Origin of the sequence: Lentilactobacillus farraginis DSM 18382 = JCM 14108, assembly GCF_000583655.1 — a bacterium.
Lineage (GTDB): Bacteria > Bacillota > Bacilli > Lactobacillales > Lactobacillaceae > Lentilactobacillus > Lentilactobacillus farraginis.
The window spans coordinates 1-17839 of sequence record NZ_BAKI01000030.1; the positions used below are offsets into that span (position 1 = coordinate 1).

Annotated in this window: 19 protein-coding genes, 4 pseudogenes and 1 riboswitch; of the genes and pseudogenes, 5 read left to right on the forward strand and 18 right to left on the reverse strand. The window is 40.7% G+C overall.

Annotated elements, in window-relative coordinates; all coding sequences use genetic code 11:
- Positions 1–210 (reverse strand): annotated as a pseudogene (locus JCM14108_RS09675) (hypothetical protein); the annotation flags it as partial.
- Between the two features lie 307 nt (positions 211–517).
- Here JCM14108_RS09675 and JCM14108_RS09680 point away from each other — a divergent pair.
- Positions 518–1330, forward strand: coding sequence for a hypothetical protein (locus JCM14108_RS09680; RefSeq protein WP_035180542.1), 813 nt, complete (start codon positions 518–520; stop codon positions 1328–1330).
- A gap of 44 nt (positions 1331–1374) precedes the next feature.
- Here JCM14108_RS09680 and JCM14108_RS09685 read toward each other — a convergent pair whose 3' ends face one another.
- From JCM14108_RS09685 to sfsA, 12 genes and pseudogenes are all read right to left on the reverse strand, one after another.
- On the reverse strand, positions 1375–2382 hold the full coding sequence (locus tag JCM14108_RS09685) for a helveticin J family class III bacteriocin (RefSeq protein ID WP_035180543.1): 1008 nt from the start codon (positions 2380–2382) through the stop codon (positions 1375–1377).
- A gap of 313 nt (positions 2383–2695) precedes the next feature.
- Positions 2696–2965, reverse strand: coding sequence for a hypothetical protein (locus JCM14108_RS09690; protein ID WP_035180544.1), 270 nt, complete (start codon positions 2963–2965; stop codon positions 2696–2698).
- 78 nt (positions 2966–3043) lie between these two features.
- Positions 3044–4374, reverse strand: a pseudogene (locus tag JCM14108_RS09695) (dihydrolipoyl dehydrogenase family protein).
- Between the two features lie 209 nt (positions 4375–4583).
- Positions 4584–5276 (reverse strand): glycerophosphodiester phosphodiesterase, encoded by a 693-nt coding sequence (locus JCM14108_RS09700; RefSeq protein ID WP_035180546.1) that lies wholly within the window; start codon positions 5274–5276, stop codon positions 4584–4586.
- A gap of 66 nt (positions 5277–5342) precedes the next feature.
- The gene (locus JCM14108_RS09705) at positions 5343–6710 is read right to left on the reverse strand and encodes an ABC transporter substrate-binding protein (RefSeq protein ID WP_035180549.1); all 1368 of its coding nucleotides are present in this window, start codon (positions 6708–6710) and stop codon (positions 5343–5345) included.
- The gene (locus tag JCM14108_RS09710; protein ID WP_035180551.1) at positions 6710–7540 is read right to left on the reverse strand and encodes a carbohydrate ABC transporter permease; all 831 of its coding nucleotides are present in this window, start codon (positions 7538–7540) and stop codon (positions 6710–6712) included. The genes JCM14108_RS09705 and JCM14108_RS09710 overlap by 1 nt, the downstream gene beginning before the upstream one ends.
- Positions 7540–8502 (reverse strand): carbohydrate ABC transporter permease, encoded by a 963-nt coding sequence (locus JCM14108_RS09715; protein ID WP_035180554.1) that lies wholly within the window; start codon positions 8500–8502, stop codon positions 7540–7542. Before JCM14108_RS09715 ends, JCM14108_RS09710 begins: the two co-directional genes overlap by 1 nt.
- Positions 8495–9586 carry an ABC transporter ATP-binding protein gene (locus tag JCM14108_RS09720; protein ID WP_035180555.1) on the reverse strand — a complete coding sequence of 364 codons (1092 nt, stop codon included), beginning with the start codon at positions 9584–9586 and terminating at the stop codon, positions 8495–8497. Before JCM14108_RS09720 ends, JCM14108_RS09715 begins: the two co-directional genes overlap by 8 nt.
- Positions 9587–9787: 201 nt before the next feature.
- Positions 9788–10252, reverse strand: a complete 465-nt coding sequence (locus JCM14108_RS09725) for a Wadjet anti-phage system protein JetD domain-containing protein (protein ID WP_152536934.1) — start codon at positions 10250–10252, stop codon at positions 9788–9790.
- 21 nt (positions 10253–10273) lie between these two features.
- Positions 10274–10969, reverse strand: coding sequence for a glycerophosphodiester phosphodiesterase family protein (locus JCM14108_RS09730; RefSeq protein WP_035180556.1), 696 nt, complete (start codon positions 10967–10969; stop codon positions 10274–10276).
- A gap of 164 nt (positions 10970–11133) precedes the next feature.
- Positions 11134–12165, reverse strand: coding sequence for an SDR family NAD(P)-dependent oxidoreductase (locus JCM14108_RS09735; RefSeq protein ID WP_035180558.1), 1032 nt, complete (start codon positions 12163–12165; stop codon positions 11134–11136).
- A gap of 22 nt (positions 12166–12187) precedes the next feature.
- Positions 12188–12939: pseudogene (sfsA, locus tag JCM14108_RS09740) on the reverse strand (DNA/RNA nuclease SfsA).
- A 185-nt stretch (positions 12940–13124) separates the two neighbouring features.
- On the opposite strand from sfsA, the gene JCM14108_RS15425 reads away from it, so the two are divergent.
- From JCM14108_RS15425 to JCM14108_RS15435, 3 genes and pseudogenes are all read left to right on the forward strand, one after another.
- Positions 13125–13274, forward strand: coding sequence for a hypothetical protein (locus JCM14108_RS15425; protein ID WP_237745794.1), 150 nt, complete (start codon positions 13125–13127; stop codon positions 13272–13274).
- A 116-nt stretch (positions 13275–13390) separates the two neighbouring features.
- Positions 13391–13459 (forward strand): annotated as a pseudogene (locus JCM14108_RS16130) (hypothetical protein); the annotation flags it as partial.
- Positions 13460–13495: 36 nt separating this feature from the next.
- Entirely contained in the window at positions 13496–13654 is a 159-nt protein-coding gene (locus JCM14108_RS15435) for a DUF308 domain-containing protein (protein WP_237745795.1), read from the forward strand.
- A gap of 88 nt (positions 13655–13742) precedes the next feature.
- Here the strand turns inward: JCM14108_RS15435 and JCM14108_RS14340 are convergent, their stop codons facing one another.
- Both JCM14108_RS14340 and JCM14108_RS09750 read right to left on the reverse strand, forming a co-directional pair.
- Complete coding sequence (locus tag JCM14108_RS14340; RefSeq protein WP_235807125.1) at positions 13743–13892, reverse strand: hypothetical protein; 150 nt, start codon at positions 13890–13892, stop codon at positions 13743–13745.
- Positions 13893–13916: 24 nt separating this feature from the next.
- The gene (locus tag JCM14108_RS09750; protein ID WP_035180560.1) at positions 13917–14900 is read right to left on the reverse strand and encodes an aldo/keto reductase; all 984 of its coding nucleotides are present in this window, start codon (positions 14898–14900) and stop codon (positions 13917–13919) included.
- A gap of 216 nt (positions 14901–15116) precedes the next feature.
- On the opposite strand from JCM14108_RS09750, the gene JCM14108_RS09755 reads away from it, so the two are divergent.
- Complete coding sequence (locus tag JCM14108_RS09755; protein ID WP_035180562.1) at positions 15117–15854, forward strand: glucose 1-dehydrogenase; 738 nt, start codon at positions 15117–15119, stop codon at positions 15852–15854.
- A gap of 123 nt (positions 15855–15977) precedes the next feature.
- Here JCM14108_RS09755 and JCM14108_RS09760 read toward each other — a convergent pair whose 3' ends face one another.
- Genes JCM14108_RS09760 through JCM14108_RS09770 form a run of 3 tightly spaced genes read right to left on the reverse strand, consistent with a single transcriptional unit; the run spans position 15978 to position 17638 of the window.
- Entirely contained in the window at positions 15978–16847 is an 870-nt protein-coding gene (locus tag JCM14108_RS09760; RefSeq protein WP_035180565.1) for a YitT family protein, read from the reverse strand.
- A 42-nt stretch (positions 16848–16889) separates the two neighbouring features.
- Positions 16890–17249, reverse strand: a complete 360-nt coding sequence (locus JCM14108_RS09765) for a fluoride efflux transporter FluC (RefSeq protein ID WP_035180566.1) — start codon at positions 17247–17249, stop codon at positions 16890–16892.
- A complete protein-coding gene (locus JCM14108_RS09770; protein WP_235807123.1) occupies positions 17243–17638 on the reverse strand; it encodes a fluoride efflux transporter FluC in 396 nt (131 codons plus the stop codon). The genes JCM14108_RS09765 and JCM14108_RS09770 overlap by 7 nt, the downstream gene beginning before the upstream one ends.
- Before the next feature lie 43 nt (positions 17639–17681).
- A riboswitch (Fluoride riboswitch) is annotated at positions 17682–17748 on the reverse strand.
- Positions 17749–17839 lie beyond the last annotated feature (91 nt).

Here is a 17839-nt window from a genome sequence, read left to right on the forward strand (position 1 = left end):
GGGCAGTGTAACTGTTTTCCCTCCATATTTAAATGTTGTATTTTGATTAAACCGATAATACTGATGGTGTTCACCAACTTTATTGATATAGCTGCTGGTAACTCTGTGGAGTCCGGTTCCTTTAGCCAAAACTAATTTATTTGATGAAACAGCTAAGGTTACGAATAAAGCAAAACTAAACATCGTAATTAAACCTGCTAATTTTTTCAAAACAATTTTCTCCCTTTCTCAGTACTCTTTGCATTTCTAACAAAAAATCCCTTGGAGTTATATATATTCAAATAAATAAAATTTCAAAAAGATGGTGTTAGGAATTTAATATCCATTCTCTTTAATATACCTGATTAATTTGATAATTCATTGTTTTAGTACTCAAAATAACCCCCTCTTTTCTAATTCCGAGCATTCATGCTTTAGATTATACAAGCTGAATTCGGAATAAAGCCCTTAAAACTATTAATTTATTATCTAATTAAGTACAATAGATTTAAGACAACTATTATGAAGGGAATTTATTATGCTGAACAAATTAATTAAAACAACGTCTGTTACTTTAATTGCGCTAATTATCGGAATCTTAACATTGTCAATTCGCAGTCAGGCCAAATTAATAACATCGAGCACCTATAATCGTGATTCTTGGGTAGCCTATGGTATTAATTCAAAAACGGTTAAGCCCCATAACGCTTATATATGGAATTCACAACACACTAAACGTCTTCATAATCTAAACAACTATAAAAATACTACTTGGTATGCAATGTCAGCCTTCACCAGAACTAATACTTCCAAGGGACCGGTATACTATAAAGTTTCCAACGGGATCAATATAACAGGAATTGTTTATGGCAAGTATCTTAGTAAGTATTATGTTAAGCCGTTAAATAGCTTTCAGACGGATCAACAGTACGTTAACTATTTAAAAACTGCTCAATCCCAAAAATTAGCACGTGGTGTCATGAAATTGTTTCCAAATAGCCCGGTTAGTTTAAAACTTTCTCAAGCCGCCTTAAATCAGTATAATGATAGTTCTAATTCTATAAGCCATAACTATACTGACGTACAGATCAGTGTTTATAATCATGCTTATGTGTTATCTTGGTGGTTGACTAAAAAAACGGCAACTCAACGGGTAGCTGTTTTCGAAAAAGCTCTTGACTCGATTGGTTATGACGCTGAAAAAAGAGCTTCAATGAGTGATTATAAATTGGGAGTATATATTCGAGATAATATTGGCATTGGTAAACCTTCTACACAACTTCCAATAGCTAAAACGATTGATGATCAAGAAGCTTTAAATTATCAAGTTGTGTTAGCTAAAGAAAAATAGGTATGTACAGAAAAGCACTCAAAGAATGAGTGCTTTTTTCTATTCTAAAATGCTGATTTAGGAACCGAGTAAATGCAATTTGTATAATCTGGACTTGTATGGAAAACAAGTGTTACATATACATAATCCGCAGATGTATTACCATCGGGATTACTAATGCTTCCTTCGCCAAGTTGTGGTGCTTCCGTTTCTACATTAGCTTGTTCGGTACTTGATAGTGATAAAGAAACTGTCCCGTAATTTTTAAATGCCCAGTCAGATTTTAAAATGTGTGGAGCTTCATTTGCACCATAGGCTCCACCAGTAATATAAACCATATTACCATTACTAAATTCCAGCCCTTGATTTGAATTCCATGGTAAATGGTGAGTAAATTCCTTATTACTTACCAGTGCACCATTAGATTTATATGAGGTGTGGAAAATTTTATCAGTCCCTGATAGGTATAGCTGTGATGCCTCATACATACGCTTTAGGACGGCTTTTGACTCATAGCAGGAAATATACATCGAGTTATCAGTTGCTTGGCTCCAAATAATCAAACGACCATTTGCAGCCAAAGCACCATCTGTTCGTTTTAATTTACCAAACGGTTTGCCGGACTTTGTCAATGAACTAACACTAGAAATACGTCGGACCTGACTGTAATCAACTTGTCCATTAGGTTCATACTTCACAATTCCAATTTGATGCGCCCAATAAATCTTATCACCATTTTTTGTAATGTAAGGCGTATCATAATTTGCGCCTGTTGCAATCCAAAACCAGTTTCCTGATTCATAAGGATTATCAAATTTTTCCAATGTTTCTCCATGCCCAAAGTTTTTGAGAACCATAGGATTTCCCATGGAAACCGGTTCGGATTGACCTAAACTCGAGAATGAACCTGAAGACAGTACTGCATTTTTAGTATCTCCAACACCATATTGTTGTAGTGCATAAACCGTATAATTATCAAAATCAATATAGGTCTTTTGTACCACTCTACGACTAGGAAGATTGGTCAATGTTAATTGTTTTGTGGGCTTAACACTCTTAACTGTACTTGCCATAAAAAAACCTCTTTCTTTATTTTTTATCAACACATTTCCGGTAATGTATTGACTTATTATGTCAAATCGATTTAACGCTTATAGTTTAACTTGAATTTTATTATCAAAACTGCCATCCAGCTGACAACTTAATGCCAATTTACTGCCATTTTTCTGACAAAAGCGGTTGAGAAATAAGCCCAAAAAACATTATTCTTTAAAAAATCCCGTAAAATTAGTTTGTAGAAACATTGATTTTACGGGATTTTCACTTCAAAGTAGAAACGCTATAATATAGATCTTTATCGGGATTATCATTTAAAGCCTGCAAAACCTAATCCGGACGATCCTTATTCAAGGCCTGCAAAATCTTTTCATTCTGGGCAATCAGGATCCAGTTCTGTTCCATGATCGCCCGCAAAAAACCAACCTTTTCCTGATTTGAACGATCCGTAAAATTGGCGGTATCACCATCCCGCAACAATTTTTTACTATCCAACTCACTGAGAATTGCTTCCACATGGGTTTTGGTTTCCTCACCTAAATGCTCCAAACCCCGATCTGCCATAATGCCGTCAACCTTGTGATTATCAAATAAAGCCATGTTTATATCCTCCCTACTAAGGTAAGAAAAAAGAGGACTTAGATCCTCTTTTTAGCAAATAACTATCCTTAACCAATTTTATAATTGTGCCCAGGCAGATGATCCGATTGATGGGAACAGGTATACCATTCTACCAAGTTCTTCTGCACTAAACTTAAATTCAATTGCCGGCAATAGTGTATTGATAACGTTATCGGCCTGTTCACTAAATTCCGTAACGCCTACTAAATGATGCTGCTTGTCAAAAATCAATGAATTATCGCCTTCAGTCTCATTATCAACCTGACGATACCAGTCATCCGGTAGGTGATTGGTTTCAACTTGATACCCCTGCTTCTTGACATCCTCTACCGAAACACCGGCTTTGGCAATTCGTGGTGAGGTAAAGACAACCGATGGAATAACCGGGTACTTGATTGGGTCACTGCTTTGCCCTGAAAAACGTTTAAATAAGTAAGTCGATTCAAAAATAGCCGTTGGCGTTAATTTCGGTTGTTCTTTGTCAATAACATCACCGGAAGCATAAATATTATCAACGCTGGTTTGCAGGTAGTCGTTGACTTCAATTCCATGTTGATTGTATTTAACACCGATTTCATCCAATCCAATTTTTTCAACATTTGGAATTCGACCAGTAGCGTCCAGCACCCAATCAACCGTTAAAGTATTATCGTCACCGTAGTGAATGCTAATTTGATCATTGGTCTTCTCAAACGCGGAAACATTGGCATTCTTAATAAACTTAACACCCCGGTCTGCCAAACCCTTCACAACTTGATCAACATAAGGCTGATAGAAGTTTCGCAGTACCCGGTCACCATGCATTAAAACAGTGACATCAGCACCCGCGGCATTGGCAATAGTCGCAAACTCCATGCTGATATAGCCGGCACCCACAATCGCGATTTGTTTCGGTAAGGTCGTCAAGCTCATAAAGTCCCGACTGTCATGAGCCAGTTCACTGCCGGCAATATCCAAGCGGTGTGGTCGTAACCCGGTTGAAACAACAATGTTTTCAGCCGTTTTTGCTTGTCCGTCAACCAGCACAGTATGACGATCCTTAAAGGTCCCTTTACCATGAATGACATCAATCCCGGCATCTTTAAGTAAACCACCGATCATGCCCGGCAAACCTTTAATAACGTCCTGCTTATGAGCCTCACTTTTGGTCCAGTTAATGCTTAGATTACCTTCAACAATACCTTGAAGCCGTTCAGTTTCACGTAATAAAGCAACCGGCGCATCAAGGGTAATTTTAGCGTTACAGCCGTAGTTCGGACAGGTGCCACCGATCATATCTTCTTCAACAACGCCCACTTTAACCCCTGAATGAGCCAGTGGAATCGCACCATCAAAAGTGCCATGCCACTGCCGAGATACAAAACATCGTAATCGTATTGATTTGCCATAAAGATACCTCCAAATTCATGAAATTAATCCAATTCAATACACTATTATATTGTGCGCAAGTAGTTTCTAAATTCATTATAGACTACCGAAAGAGAACATTCAAAAACGACGGTTAGAAATTTTGCACCTACATAATCGACTTTTAATCCCACAACAAAAAGCCCCAGGCAGGTCCACCCAAGGCTTCATGTCAACTATTTCAAAGTTTCTAAACCAACACGCTGGATTTAACATCCCGGGCCATTTCAAAGTTATCGGTAATAATACCGGCAACGTGATCCGCTAATAACGCCCGTTGCTTCTTGGGATCATCAATTGTCCAAATCCGCTCCTTGATGTTTCGCAAGGGCTGATAGTGACTTAGATGTAATCCTGATAAATGAGCTTCAATCATTAGTTCCCTGGGATGCCTTAAAATGTGGTTGGATAACAAGCAATACTGCTGATTGGGATCAATTTGATAAGCATCCTTTAACGTCTGCAGTGAAAAAGAAGAGTAAATGACGGGATGAGCCAAATCATAGTTACCGACCATGTCCAAAACAATCCGTTCGATGTTTGGATAATGAATCTTATTGGTTTTAAACTCCAGATTTAGATAAACCGGCTTTTGCCTTGCAAGCGATAATAAGTCTTTTAAGCTGGGAATTGGTTCACCATCTTTTAATTGGAATTGCTGCAATTCCTGATAGGTATATTCCCGAATCTTCCCCCGACCATTAGTTGTTCGATTAATTTTTTCGTCATGCATAATTACCGGAACGTCATCTTTTGTCAGGTGAACGTCAAATTCAAGCCCATCCACGCCGTGTTCAATTGCATATTCAAAACCACGTAACGAATTTTCTGGAAATTTATATGGATAACCACGATGTCCAAAAATCAAAGTTTCGTTTGTCATTTTGAGGATACTCCTTTATAAATCAGCTTTTAATCAATCAATTTCTCTACTTGAATGTTCCAATTGTTATTGATAATCGTTATTCGCCCGGTTCGTCGTCTTCAGGTTAGTGTTCATCCCCTGACTGGCGTTCGACAACGCTTTTGGAATACTGCCGCCATCATAAACGGTTTCCATCGCGGTCTCCTCCATTTCCCGGGTCAGCTGCATCCCCTCCATCAAAATACCAGAATTCGTATCATTCGGTTTGGCCGCTGCCAATTGTTCACCAGGTACCCTGGCTTCCGGCTGCTTAGCATACAGACTCTTCAAAGCCGGTTGACTTTGTGATTTACTGTTGAGTGCCAAATAACCGGTGGCTTTTTGCCAATTGGCTTGACTATCTGGTCTTTCAGCATACTTGATAAACTCAAAGGCCCCCTTTTGCACTTTGGTCGGCTTATCATTGGAGATCCATAGCGCGGCGCCACCAATTCCCACACCATTAGCTTTTTGCCCATCGGGGTGTGGGAAGTATGAAATTCCCAGCTTATTAGGATTATCAGTTGTTAATTGGCCAATGTAAGCAGATGATTGAACGAAGATTCCCAATTTACCGGCTAGAAACGCTGCAATTTCGTTTGTTTCGGCACTCGCACCGGAACCATAATTAACAAAGTCACCTGACTTGATGTTGGTTCGAATCCATTTCAAATAATTGACGGTCGTTGGATTGTTTAAATTAATTTTCGTTGGGTTGCCAACGTGACCATCCCCGTGATTAACCAATGACGTCTTCGCATTGGCAAGTGCTTCTTCCATCAGCCAACCATAAATTTCCATCGTCATTCCCTTTACTTTGTGGTGCGACCGCTTATAGAGCTGTTCGGCTACCCGGGTCACGTCACTATAACTTGGTGATTTGGCAGGTGGTGTAATGTGATATTTCTTCAATAAACTGGCATTGTAATAAAGTACCGGCTGAGACGTGTTAAACGGCATCGCCAACTGTTTACCTTTGTTCGAGTAAAAAGATCGGGCTACCGGCGAAATATCACTAACGTTGTAGTTATCTTCATCAATAAACTTTTGAACCGGCGTCGTGTATTTACTGTGCATCATTTGCGCGGTTGAAATATCAAACGATTGAAATAACGCTGGCGACGCATTAGAACCGTGGCTTTGAATAATCTTTTGAACAGCTTCATCGTAAGCCCCTTGATATTGGGGGATAACTTCGTACTTGCTCTGTGATTTGTTAAATTTATCTACCATCTGATCCAAGGCAACTTCTGCCGGGCCGCCCATCTCGTGCCAAAAGACGATCGGTGTTCGCCCCGCCTTGGCTGAAGTCTGCTTATGAGCTGACGTGTAGACAACTGCGCCAATAACGACAACTACAATGGCAATCACTGGCAATAAATGTGCTTTTAAAAATGCCATTACTTTTTTCATTACTTAACAGCACCTTCATTCATACCGGATTTGAAGTAGTGTTGACCGACAAACAGTACAATCAGCGTTGGGATAACAACAATTGCGGCCGTTGCCTGAATCATGCCCCAGTCATTGAAAGTTTCTTCGGATTGCAATTGACGTAATCCATTTTGAACCGGTCGAAATGCATTACTAAATGTGGTTAACATTGGCCACAAATATTGATTCCAAGCACCCAGAAAACCGTAAGCACCTAAGGTGATTAAGCTGATCCGATTGTAAGGCATCACAATTTTCCAATAGAACTGGAAGTGCCCTAGTCCCTCGATATCGGCAGCTTCTTTTAGCTCATCCGGCATCTGCAAAAAGGACTGGCGCAACATAAACGTTCCAAAGGCTGAAGTTAAAAACGGCACAATCATGGCCGAATAAGTATTGAGCAGCCCCATTGCTTTAACAGTCATAAAGTTTGGAATAATTTCAGCTTCAAACGGCAGCATCATCGTTGCCAAAAACAGAATGAACAACACCTTTCGACCTCTGAATCGTAAGAAGACAAAGGCATAAGCACTCATCGAGCAGAAGATCAATTGCGCAATGGTGGTTAATGTTGAAATCCACAAACTGTTACCCAGGTATTGCAAAATCGGTGTTTTTTGAAACGCGTCTACATAATTAGTGAGAGAAATATGAAGGCTCAGGAAATTTCCTTTGGCAATATCCATTGTGGGCAATAAACTGGTCCAAAGACCGATTAAGAACGGTCCCAAAACCACAGCCGTTAAAATAATCAATAATACATAATTTAAAATTTTTTGTGGCAGTTTTTGCTTGGCAACCATTTCCATCAGTAATTCACCCGCTTTTCCAAAACTTTAAATTGAATCAAAGTGAAAATTGCAATGATAACTGTCAGAATAAGGGATTCGGCACTCGCTTGCGCGTAATTACCACTGTAGAAAGCATCTTTATAGATCCGGTAAACCAACATGTTCGTCGCATTGGTTGGCCCACCCTTAGTCATTAAGTCAATTAGACCAAAGCTCTTAAATCCTTCAATTAACGTAATAATGGAAACAAAGAAAAGCGTTGGTGAAATCATCGGAATCGTGATATGGAACAATTGGTAACGCGGGGTAGCGCCTTCAATGCTGGCAGCTTCATACAAAGTTGTTGGAACCGACTGCATGGCCCCCAGTAAAATCAGGAAGGTAAAGCCCAGATTCATCCAAACGGTGGTAATAATTACTGCCAACATGGCCCATCCCGGATCTGTCAGCCAATTAATTTGTGGTAAGTGCAGCCAATTGCTGACCAGGGCCAGAAAGCCGGTCGATGGGTTAAAAATAAATAGCCAGAAAATTGCGGCAACTGAAACGGAAACCCCCATTGTTGCCGAAAACAAAGTTCGAAAGATGCCGATTCCGGCAAGTTGTTTGCTGGCATAGTTTGCCAGAATCAATCCAAGGGCAATGGTAATCACCGTTACCGCCAAGACATAAACCATGGTGACGCCCAAGCTGGAGAGATAATCTGCCGAGGTCAGCAGGTTGATATAATTTGATAAGCCAACAAATACTGTTGGTTTACCGACCGTATTCGTTAAGAATAGGCTTAAGTACAGGGTCCGAAACATTGGGTAGAAGATAAAGACACCCAGTATGAGCAACGATGGGCCAAGAAAAATCCAAGCATAGTACTTATCTTTAGCGTTTAACCAAAAACCCGATTCACTTCTTTCAGCCTTTGACTTTGCCTTATCTGAAGTGACAGGTGCCGTAGAAGAGTGCGTTGCTGGTGATTTAAGCATGGACAGCTTCCTCCTTTGTCAAACCAATTCGTTCACCGTCATTGTTAAAGAACAGCAGATGGGAACCAACTTGAACCTTAATTGGCTCGTAACCTCTGAAGTTGACTTGTCCGGGCAAAACAGCCCGAACATTGTCACCGCTGTTCAATGTCGCATAAACAATCGTCTCATTACCTAAAAATTCGGTATTTTTAACTACCGCATTGGAATCAACCGAATCGGCTCGGGAAATCGTTAATTCATCGGGACGCACGCCGATTCGTAACTGATCAGCCGGAACTTCTTCGTTTAGAGCTACCTGCATATCGTTTGATCCCACCGTTAATAAATGACTATTTTCCGCTGATCGTTTGGCAGGTAAAATATTGATTTGGGGTGTCCCAAAGAACTGGGCCACAAACTCGTTGGCCGGGTGTTGATAAATTTCTGCCGGCGTACCAATCTGCTGAACGTGTTGATCATTTAAAACCATAATATGATCAGCCATGGTCATCGCTTCGACCTGATCATGAGTAACGTAAATCAAGGTCAGTCCCAACTTACGCTGAAGATTATAGATTTCTTGGCGCATCCTGATTCTGAGTTGGGCATCCAGGTTGGACAACGGTTCGTCCATCAAGCAGATATCCGCGTCGCTGGCAACCGCCCGGGCTAACGCCACCCGCTGGCGTTGGCCACCAGACAATTCACGAGGTTTACGATTTTTAAAATCTGTTAAATTAACCATTTTTAAGGCATTGTTAACCCGATTTTGGACGTCTGATTGACTTAGCTTACGCGCTTTTAGTCCAAAAGCAACGTTATCCCAAACACTCAAAAACGGATACAGCGCGTAATTTTGAAAAACCATGGTTAATTTGCGGGCCTTGGGTGGTAATTCATTGACAACCCGATCATTGATTCGGACCTCACCATCCGTAATTGGTGTAAGACCGGCAATCATTCGAAGTAAAGTACTTTTCCCACAACCGGAAGGCCCAACGATTACGAAGAACTCACCGGTTTGTACCTCAGCTGAAACTTTTTCCAGCACCTTGGTTTGTTGATCATAATCCTTTCGAACATTTCTTAACGAAATTGACACATTCACTCACCTCAACTTAGTTATTTGACTACATCTTAACTACACCATCATTGTGGCAGTTCAATGTAAAACCTGTGTTGAAGGAGTGTAAAAGTGATGTATAGATAATGTAAAAACTGACGAAAACGTCCACCAGAGTTGAAATTGAGATCTCCAGTGGACGTTTTTTGGTTATTTTATTAACCTGAAATGTACATTCAATTATCTTACATTTTGTCGAGCTTTTCCCAGCCATTCGGGAATCAGTTTCTCATAAGAATCAATCAATTGTTCCTGCTCAACAAATTGCTGATTAACTACTAATAAATAAGCTTCTTCTTTCCAAACTTGATGGCGCAGTTTACTGGTAGTGCGAATCCGGTTCCCCTTAGCGGCCTTCCCATATCCGGCCAACCATTGTGCAACTTGTCCGGGTGTTTGAATGGCTGTCAAAGCCGTTGCATGTTGTGCACCAAGATAAGCAGTTACCCGATCGGCCATTTCAATTCCGGTAGTATCCAAATCACCCAGATATGCCAACTGCATCTTAACGGCCAACATTTTCAAAACTTGAATATAGGTCGAATTAAAATCATTACCAGATTGAAGAATCAGCGGCCAAGTTGGATGGCGATGAAGCAGCCGGATATCAAAAAAACCGGAGCAAAAAGCCCCGGCAATGATAATTGTTCACATACTTTTTTGAAATTAAGCAGGTGCGCCGGCCGCCTGAACTTTTTCAGCGGCTTCGAAATTGTTGGTAAAAATACCAGCAACGTTTTGCGCAAATAAGTGCTTTTGAACTTTGGGATCATCAACGGTCCAAATGCGCTCCTTGATATTTCTCATTGGGACGTAGTGACTCAAATGCAGTCCTACTAAGTGTTCCTTGGCCATCAGCTCACGCGGATTTTTAATATCGTGTTCAGACAAAAAGCAGTACTGTTGTGTTGGATCAAGTTGATAAGCAATTTTAAGTGAATCCAGGTTAAACGATGAATAAATAACCGGGTAAACTAAATTGTAATTTTTCACCATATCCAACACAATTTTTTCGATATTTTCATAGTGAATTTCATTGGTCTTGAATTCCAAGTTAAGATGAACCGGCTGGTTTTTAGCAAGATCCAGTAACTCTTTTAAAGTTGGAATCTTTTGACCGTCGCTCAATTCAAACTGCCGTAATTCAGCGAACGTATATGAACGAATTGTACCGGTACCATTAGTGGTCCGGTCGATTTTTTCATCGTGCATAATTACCGGCACGTTATCCTTGGTCAAATGGACATCAAATTCCAACCCGTCGATGCCATGGTTAATTGCATACTTGAATCCGGCTAATGAGTTCTCCGGAAACTTATGAGGATAGCCACGATGACCGAAGATCAATGTTTTCTTTAACATAGTATTTATTGTTTGCTTCCTTCCAAAAACAAATTCTTTTATTAACAGTTTTCATTTACTTTCATTGTGTACCGTTTATACTAGCACCTCAACTGAAAGTTTCAAGGCTAAACGCACATCTTTTTAGTTACATTTTGTTTACTAATTATAACAAATGCTTGGCCTTAAATGGGAAAAACTGTTCCGGTTAACTTCTCACCCAACTGCCATAATTTAGCAGCCTCACGTTCATCAACGGACCATGGCCGTACACCGAACTTGGACTTACTGTCAGCCGGAACAACATGGCTGATATTGCAGTCTTCAATGAAAACACCACCCCGATGATTTAATTGTTTGCTGGTAGCAGCCCACAAAGTGCTCGCCGCTCCCTGGCTGACCGTCTTAAAGTAATCATATTCTCCTTGTCGATGAAACCGGGCTTTAATAGAGTGCCCAGCGTTAATAACATGGGTTAATTCCAATTGATTCAAAGCAAAAGAAGAAGCTTTGCGCAACGGCTCATGACTGACATAGCGGTTTAAGCCGGTTCCGGGAACCAAGCCTGGGTGAACGGCAAATGCATGAACATCGTCTTTTTGCCCCCGCTTATTCAATTCAACAGCAAACAGGGCATCAGCTGCCTTTGATTGCGCATAGGCACGGCGAGCGTTATATGTTCGATGCTTAAAGTTTGGATCATTGAAATCCACGCCATTCCAACTTTGAGCCCTGGATGACATCACAATAACCCGGGCGTGATCAGCTTTTTTTAAAGCTGGATACAACTTAGCTGTTAATTGAAAATGCCCCAGGAAATTTGTCGACAACTGCGATTCATTTCCCCGACTATCACGTTTCAACGGTGGAAACATAATACCGGCACACGCAATCAATAAGTCCAATTGTCGATTTGAAGCTAAATAACCCTTCGCAAATCGATCAATTGAATTCGGATCCATTAAATCCAACAAACCCAACTCGGCATTTTTCAAATGTTCAACAACCGGTAACGCCTTGGCAACCGTTCTAGCGGGAACCACAACGTGAGCGCCGGCTTCTGTGAGCATTTCGGTTACTTTTAAGCCGATACCACTATAACCACCGGTAACAATGACATTCTTACCTTTAAGGTCAATGCCTTTCATTACTTTTTCAGCGGTAGTAGTGTTGTTAAATGGACTATCAATTGGTTCTTGTCTTGATGTTTGGAGCATTAATTAATTACCTCTTATATTCTCAAGTTCTTCTTTGGATTGACGACGCCAATCCGTCACTAATAAACTTTTGGGTTAAGTCAAATGGAACCGGTTGATTCAAAATAAGTGAATCAGGTGTTACCCGGCAATCATAGGCGATAACTTGGACCCCCTTCTTTTGCGCTTGGAAATCTCAGCTGCAAGCGGTTCAAAAATATCTATGTCAATTGTCATCGTTTTGATTTTCTCCATCTGAATAATAAATAATAGATAGGAGAGGTACCCTTTGTCAAGGGCTTTTTGCAAAGTTTTCACGTGTTTTAATCCCCGACTGGTTGGCGCGTCCGGAAACGCTGCAATACCGCGGTTTTCCAATGTAACACCTTTCACTTCCAAGAAAAACTTTTTTTGGTTATCACCAATTCCTGAAAAATCTAATCTTGAATCCAAAAATGTTACTTCAGGATTAACTTGGGTAATTCTTTCGATACCGGGTAAGCAAATGTCATTGTTGTTCAGTCCCGCTTTAACCACCTGGTTGGGCGCTTGGGAATCGATATTAATCCAAAATTGATCATATTTTTTAGCCGCCACCAGATCATACTTGGTCTTACGAGTGGGTTTATCACTATATACCAGTGCCGTGGTTACATTTGGCTGCAAAATCGTCGTTCGCCCAGTATTTTTAACGTGGACTGTAACCACTTCACCGGTCTCAAGCAATCGGCAGTGCGCGATAAAGCGATTGGGGCGGTCAATAAAGTGGGCCAGGTGAATGTTTGGGTACTGCATAAAACGCGTCCTTCTTTCCAAAGATCCTGTTAATCATTGCTATCTTAACACAAAGCTCCTGCCGGTTAACGACCGCTTAAATCTTATGCTTAATACTGTTGCTTTCACGCTTCCCCTTGTATGATAAAGGTAGACAGTTAGGTTACTATCCTAATAAATCATTTTTTCCAAGGGGGTTGTATCATATGTACCGAATTATCAGTCAAATTCGCCGATATATCTGGCTTGAAAGTGTTGTTTATATTATCTTTGGTTTATTTTTCCTATTTAAACCGGAAACAACCATTAATATTTTTATTGATGTTCTGGCCAGCTTTTTCGCCCTCTTCGGCTAATCAATCTGGTCTCTTGGTTTGTTCAGCGAAATAAGGGCGATGAACTCGACTACAGTTTACCAGTTGGTATTTTTCAATTAATTTTAGCCATTTTAATCTTAATTTTTGCCAAACCGATTTTAGCCGCGCTGCCGTTAGTAATTGGCATCGTACTTATTCTGGTAGGGCTATCACAGATAATTGATGCTTTGGGACACCGCGAGTTTGTGAACGTCCCGTCATTGCCATTTATCGTATACGGTGCCCTATTGATCGTTCTTGGCGGAGTCCTGGTTATTCACCCGTTCGGTACGGTTCTATTCGTCCTTCAGCTTCTAGGTGCTTCATTAGTCGTCACTGCGATTGTTGAAATCATCGAAGCTTGGCGCTGGCGCAGTTAAATCATTGAATCAAATAACAATCCTTAAGATACCAGCTAAGGCAGCTAAAGCAATGTGACATTACTTTAGCTGCCTTTTTTAATGATTCTTATGAATCGGCCTTATTTAATGCCGCAATTAATTGGTCACGATCAGCTCTGATAACGTAAGCTGGCGTACCATTTTGAAACCGAAAGCCTTCATGAAGGGGACCGGCATCGTATACGTCAAAACCAAACTTATCAGCTGGTTCTTTCAAGTTGCTTGAAAGAAATTCTAACCATCAATCCGGATCAGCCAATGACTTACCGCTTTTTTCATCCTTAAACCAGGCAAATGCGTCATCAATGGCTTGGTATTCTTCACGGCTAAGCGTGATTTGCATCGCTTTGGCATTATCAATTACTTGCTCAGGCCGCTTAGCACCCGGAATTACAACGCTGATCAGCGGGTTTTGCATATACCAGGCCAGGATTATTTGCGTAACGGTTGCCCCGTGGCGTTGCGCAATTGGCCTTATCTTATCAACCGCTTTTAATGCCTCACCAAATCGTGGTTGGTTAAAATCTGCAATCTGGCTTCTAATATCATCCTGCTCAAATGAAGCTGTCTGTCGATATTTTCCGGTTAGCAAACCCGAAGCCAACGGGAAATATGGTACAAAACTAATTTGATTTTCCTTTAAATAAGGCATCAACTCTCTTGCATTATCCTGATGAAGTAGGCTAAACTCATCCTCAACTACATCAACATAGCCATCGGCATTGGCTGCTTTGATTTGAGCCAAACTAAAATTGGACAGCCCAATTGCTCTGATTTTTCCCTGTTCACGAAGTTTCTGTAAAGCACCGACTGCATCGGCCTTTGGCGTTGTCTTATCAGGAAAATGAATATAGTAGATATCAAGGTAGTCAGTTCCCAGCCGTTTTAAGCTGGCTTCGACTTGATCTATTAAAAAATTGGGGTCGTTTCTAATAACTTCCTGGCCAGTCGAAAAATCGTGAGCACCTTTGGTTGCCAGCACTATCTTATGACGATCAAACGTTTTTATGGCCTGGCCAACCAATTCTTCAGAGTGTCCCAAACCGTATACATAAGCTGTATCAAGTAATTTGATTCCGTTCCTCAATCCGGTTTCAACAATTTCCACACCGGTTTTATCATTTAAATCAGGAAAAAGATTATAACCGCCGACTGCGTTGGTTCCTAATCCAAGCGACGTTGACATAACCTCTGTTTTTCCAATTTTAACCAGTTCTTGGGTCATCAAAATACCTCCTCGTATATTGTGAATTAACAAACAAAACATCAATTATATTATATCAAATCCAGCTCATTCCATCATGTTAAAGGTGATATTTTTAGCCTTATGTAAGCGCAAACATAATTATCAGAAGCATATTGTTAAATTGTTCACATAGTGGTATGCTTAAATTGTAAATAAATAATTCTGTATCTTGAGTTCGCGAAAGGAGCATGCGTTATGGGTCGTCTAGATAATAAAGTCGCAATTATTACCGGTGCTGCAAAAGGAATTGGCTTAGCCTGCGCTGAAAGATTCGTCAAAGAAGGCGCTCGGGTTGTTGGAACCGATGTTGATGAACCAACCGGTCGGCAAAATATTGCAAAACTTGGCGATAATGCCATCTTTATTCGTCATGATGTTTCAAAGGAGGCTGAATGGCAAAAAGTTTTTGCGGAAGCCGAAAAGCGATTTGGCAAAGTAGACATTCTCGTTAATAATGCCGGTATTCTGGAATTTAATAATGCCGAAGAAGTTGATGGCGATAGTTGGCATAAAATTTTATCCGTTGACTTGGACGGCGTGATGTGGGGCGTTAAGTCCGCTATTCCGGCAATGAAACAGCACGGCGGCTCAATTGTCAATATTTCATCCATCGCGGGGTTAATCGGAATTTCAAACCTGTACGCTTATAACGCCGCCAAGGGTGGTGTTCGAATGCTTACTAAATCAGCTGCTCTGTATTGTGCAGAAAAGGGTTATCCGATTCGCGTTAATTCAGTTCATCCCGGTTATATCCACACGCCAATGGTAGACAAATATCCCGAAATGCGGCAATCTTTGGAAGCCTTGCATCCGGTTGGCAGATTGGGGGAACCAAATGAGGTTACTAATCTGGCACTTTATTTGGCTTCGGATGAATCAAGCTTCTCAACCGGCAGCGAATTTGTCGTCGATGGCGGTTATACTGCTCAGTAACGGTCCGTCATTCATTGAAAATATTAACTAAATTATGCGTCAAAAAGTAGCTTTCGATTGTCAAAACTGCTTTTTGGCGCATCTTTTGCGATGTTTCACGTGTAACATTTATCAAATTGATCATTATAAAATTTTATCCAAGAGTTCCCCTTTAACACTATGAACGTCTTCAATCACTACCAAAGCGTCAGGGTCAATTGTAGAAATCACCGGCACAATTTCTGCTAGTTGGGGCTTGGAGCAGATCGCATAGATCATTGGCCGCTTTTCTTGATAATAATATCCCTTTGCGTTTACCAACGTAATTCCCTGCTTCAGTCTTTTGGATAAGGCGGCTGTCACCTGATCAGTTTGGTTGGTGATGATTGTAACCGATTTTTTAGCACCAAACCGGGACAATAAATTATTCAACACAACGGCACTTACATACAATTCAACAACCGTTAGAATCATGTTTTGCAGTCCAATAATCAATCCCGATGGAATGGCAACTATCAAGTCAAACAGCAGCATGGCTGTTCCGGTCATCATCCCGAAGTAACGGTTCATAATTTTTGCCAGAATTGTGCTGCCGGCAATGGTTCCCTCACCTCTAAAGATAATACCCATCGCAATTCCCATCAAAACGCCACCGGCAATTGCCGGAATAATCGTTTGCCGGGTTTGGTATTGCAAAAGCCTTGGCAGCTTTAAAAAAATCGAGATCCATAAAACTGCCCAAAGTGAATACCAAACCGTCTTTTGATCCAAGAAGCGAAAACCAATCACCAATAATAGGCCGTTTAAAACTAAATTAGTTATAAATGGTGGTATATGTAAGGCATAGTAGCCAACCGCGGTAAGTCCGGTAACCCCGCCCTCACCAATTTGATGCGGAATCAAAAAATCATTAATGGCAACAGCGTATATAAAGGCACCTAAAATAATCAGCAACCCATTTTTTAAAATTGTCGTCCATTTAGCGCTTAATGAAATGATAATCGTTCCCTTCATAGATCGTAGCATCACTATCTTAACGCAAAATGATCAGTAATCTCAATTACCTACCAATTGCCCCAAATATAACCCAATGTAAACGGCCAGGCAGCCCAAGAGAATTGATCCAAAATAATATTCCAATGCCACTGACCAGCGTTTGTTCCGCACCAAAACAAAGGTATCAACTGTAAACGTTGAAAAGGTCGTAAACCCACCGCAAAGCCCTGTTAGTAGCAGTGCCGCTCCCAGGCCACCCAGTTGCATACCGCCTAAGAAACCGGCAATTAATGCACCAAGCACATTAATTATCAATGTAGCTAACGGCAACTCCGGCCAGTAACGTTTCCCAGCCAACGTGATTAAATATCTTAAAACTGCACCAATCCCGGCACCCATCGCTACTAAAATAATCACCATATTTTTTTACCCCGATCCATTAGTCTTGCGGTCAAATATCCCAAACAGGCTGTCAAAAAACCGCCTACCAGGTTAATAATTAAAAACCAGATTGTTTCAGGAGTATGTAATAACATATTTTGATCCACCAATAATACAAACGTCGAAAAAGTCGTAAACGCACCGACGACTCCCGTTCCAAATCCCAAAATCAACCAATCGGGAAGGTCAATGATCAGGTCCAACCCATAAATCGTAAATGTTAGAAAGAAGCATCCTACAACATTCACAAAAGTAGTTCCCAAAAATGTATTTGTATTCAGCCAAAGGCCTGCTTCATACCTGGCAACCCCACCGATCATTCCGCCGACAAAAACTGAACAAAATTGACCAACTTTATACCAATTCACACTTATTACCTCTTTTCCATTTGAAAAAACGCCTACCCTTAAATTAAAGGTAGACGTCATCAACTCTTTGTGGACATAAAGTTTAGGCGAACGTCATCGCCATATCAATTACAAAAAGTATATCAAAAACCCCCAAATGCCGCAATTCCAAATTCAATATTTTTGATTCGTTGCGACGCAAATAAATGCTTATGATACACT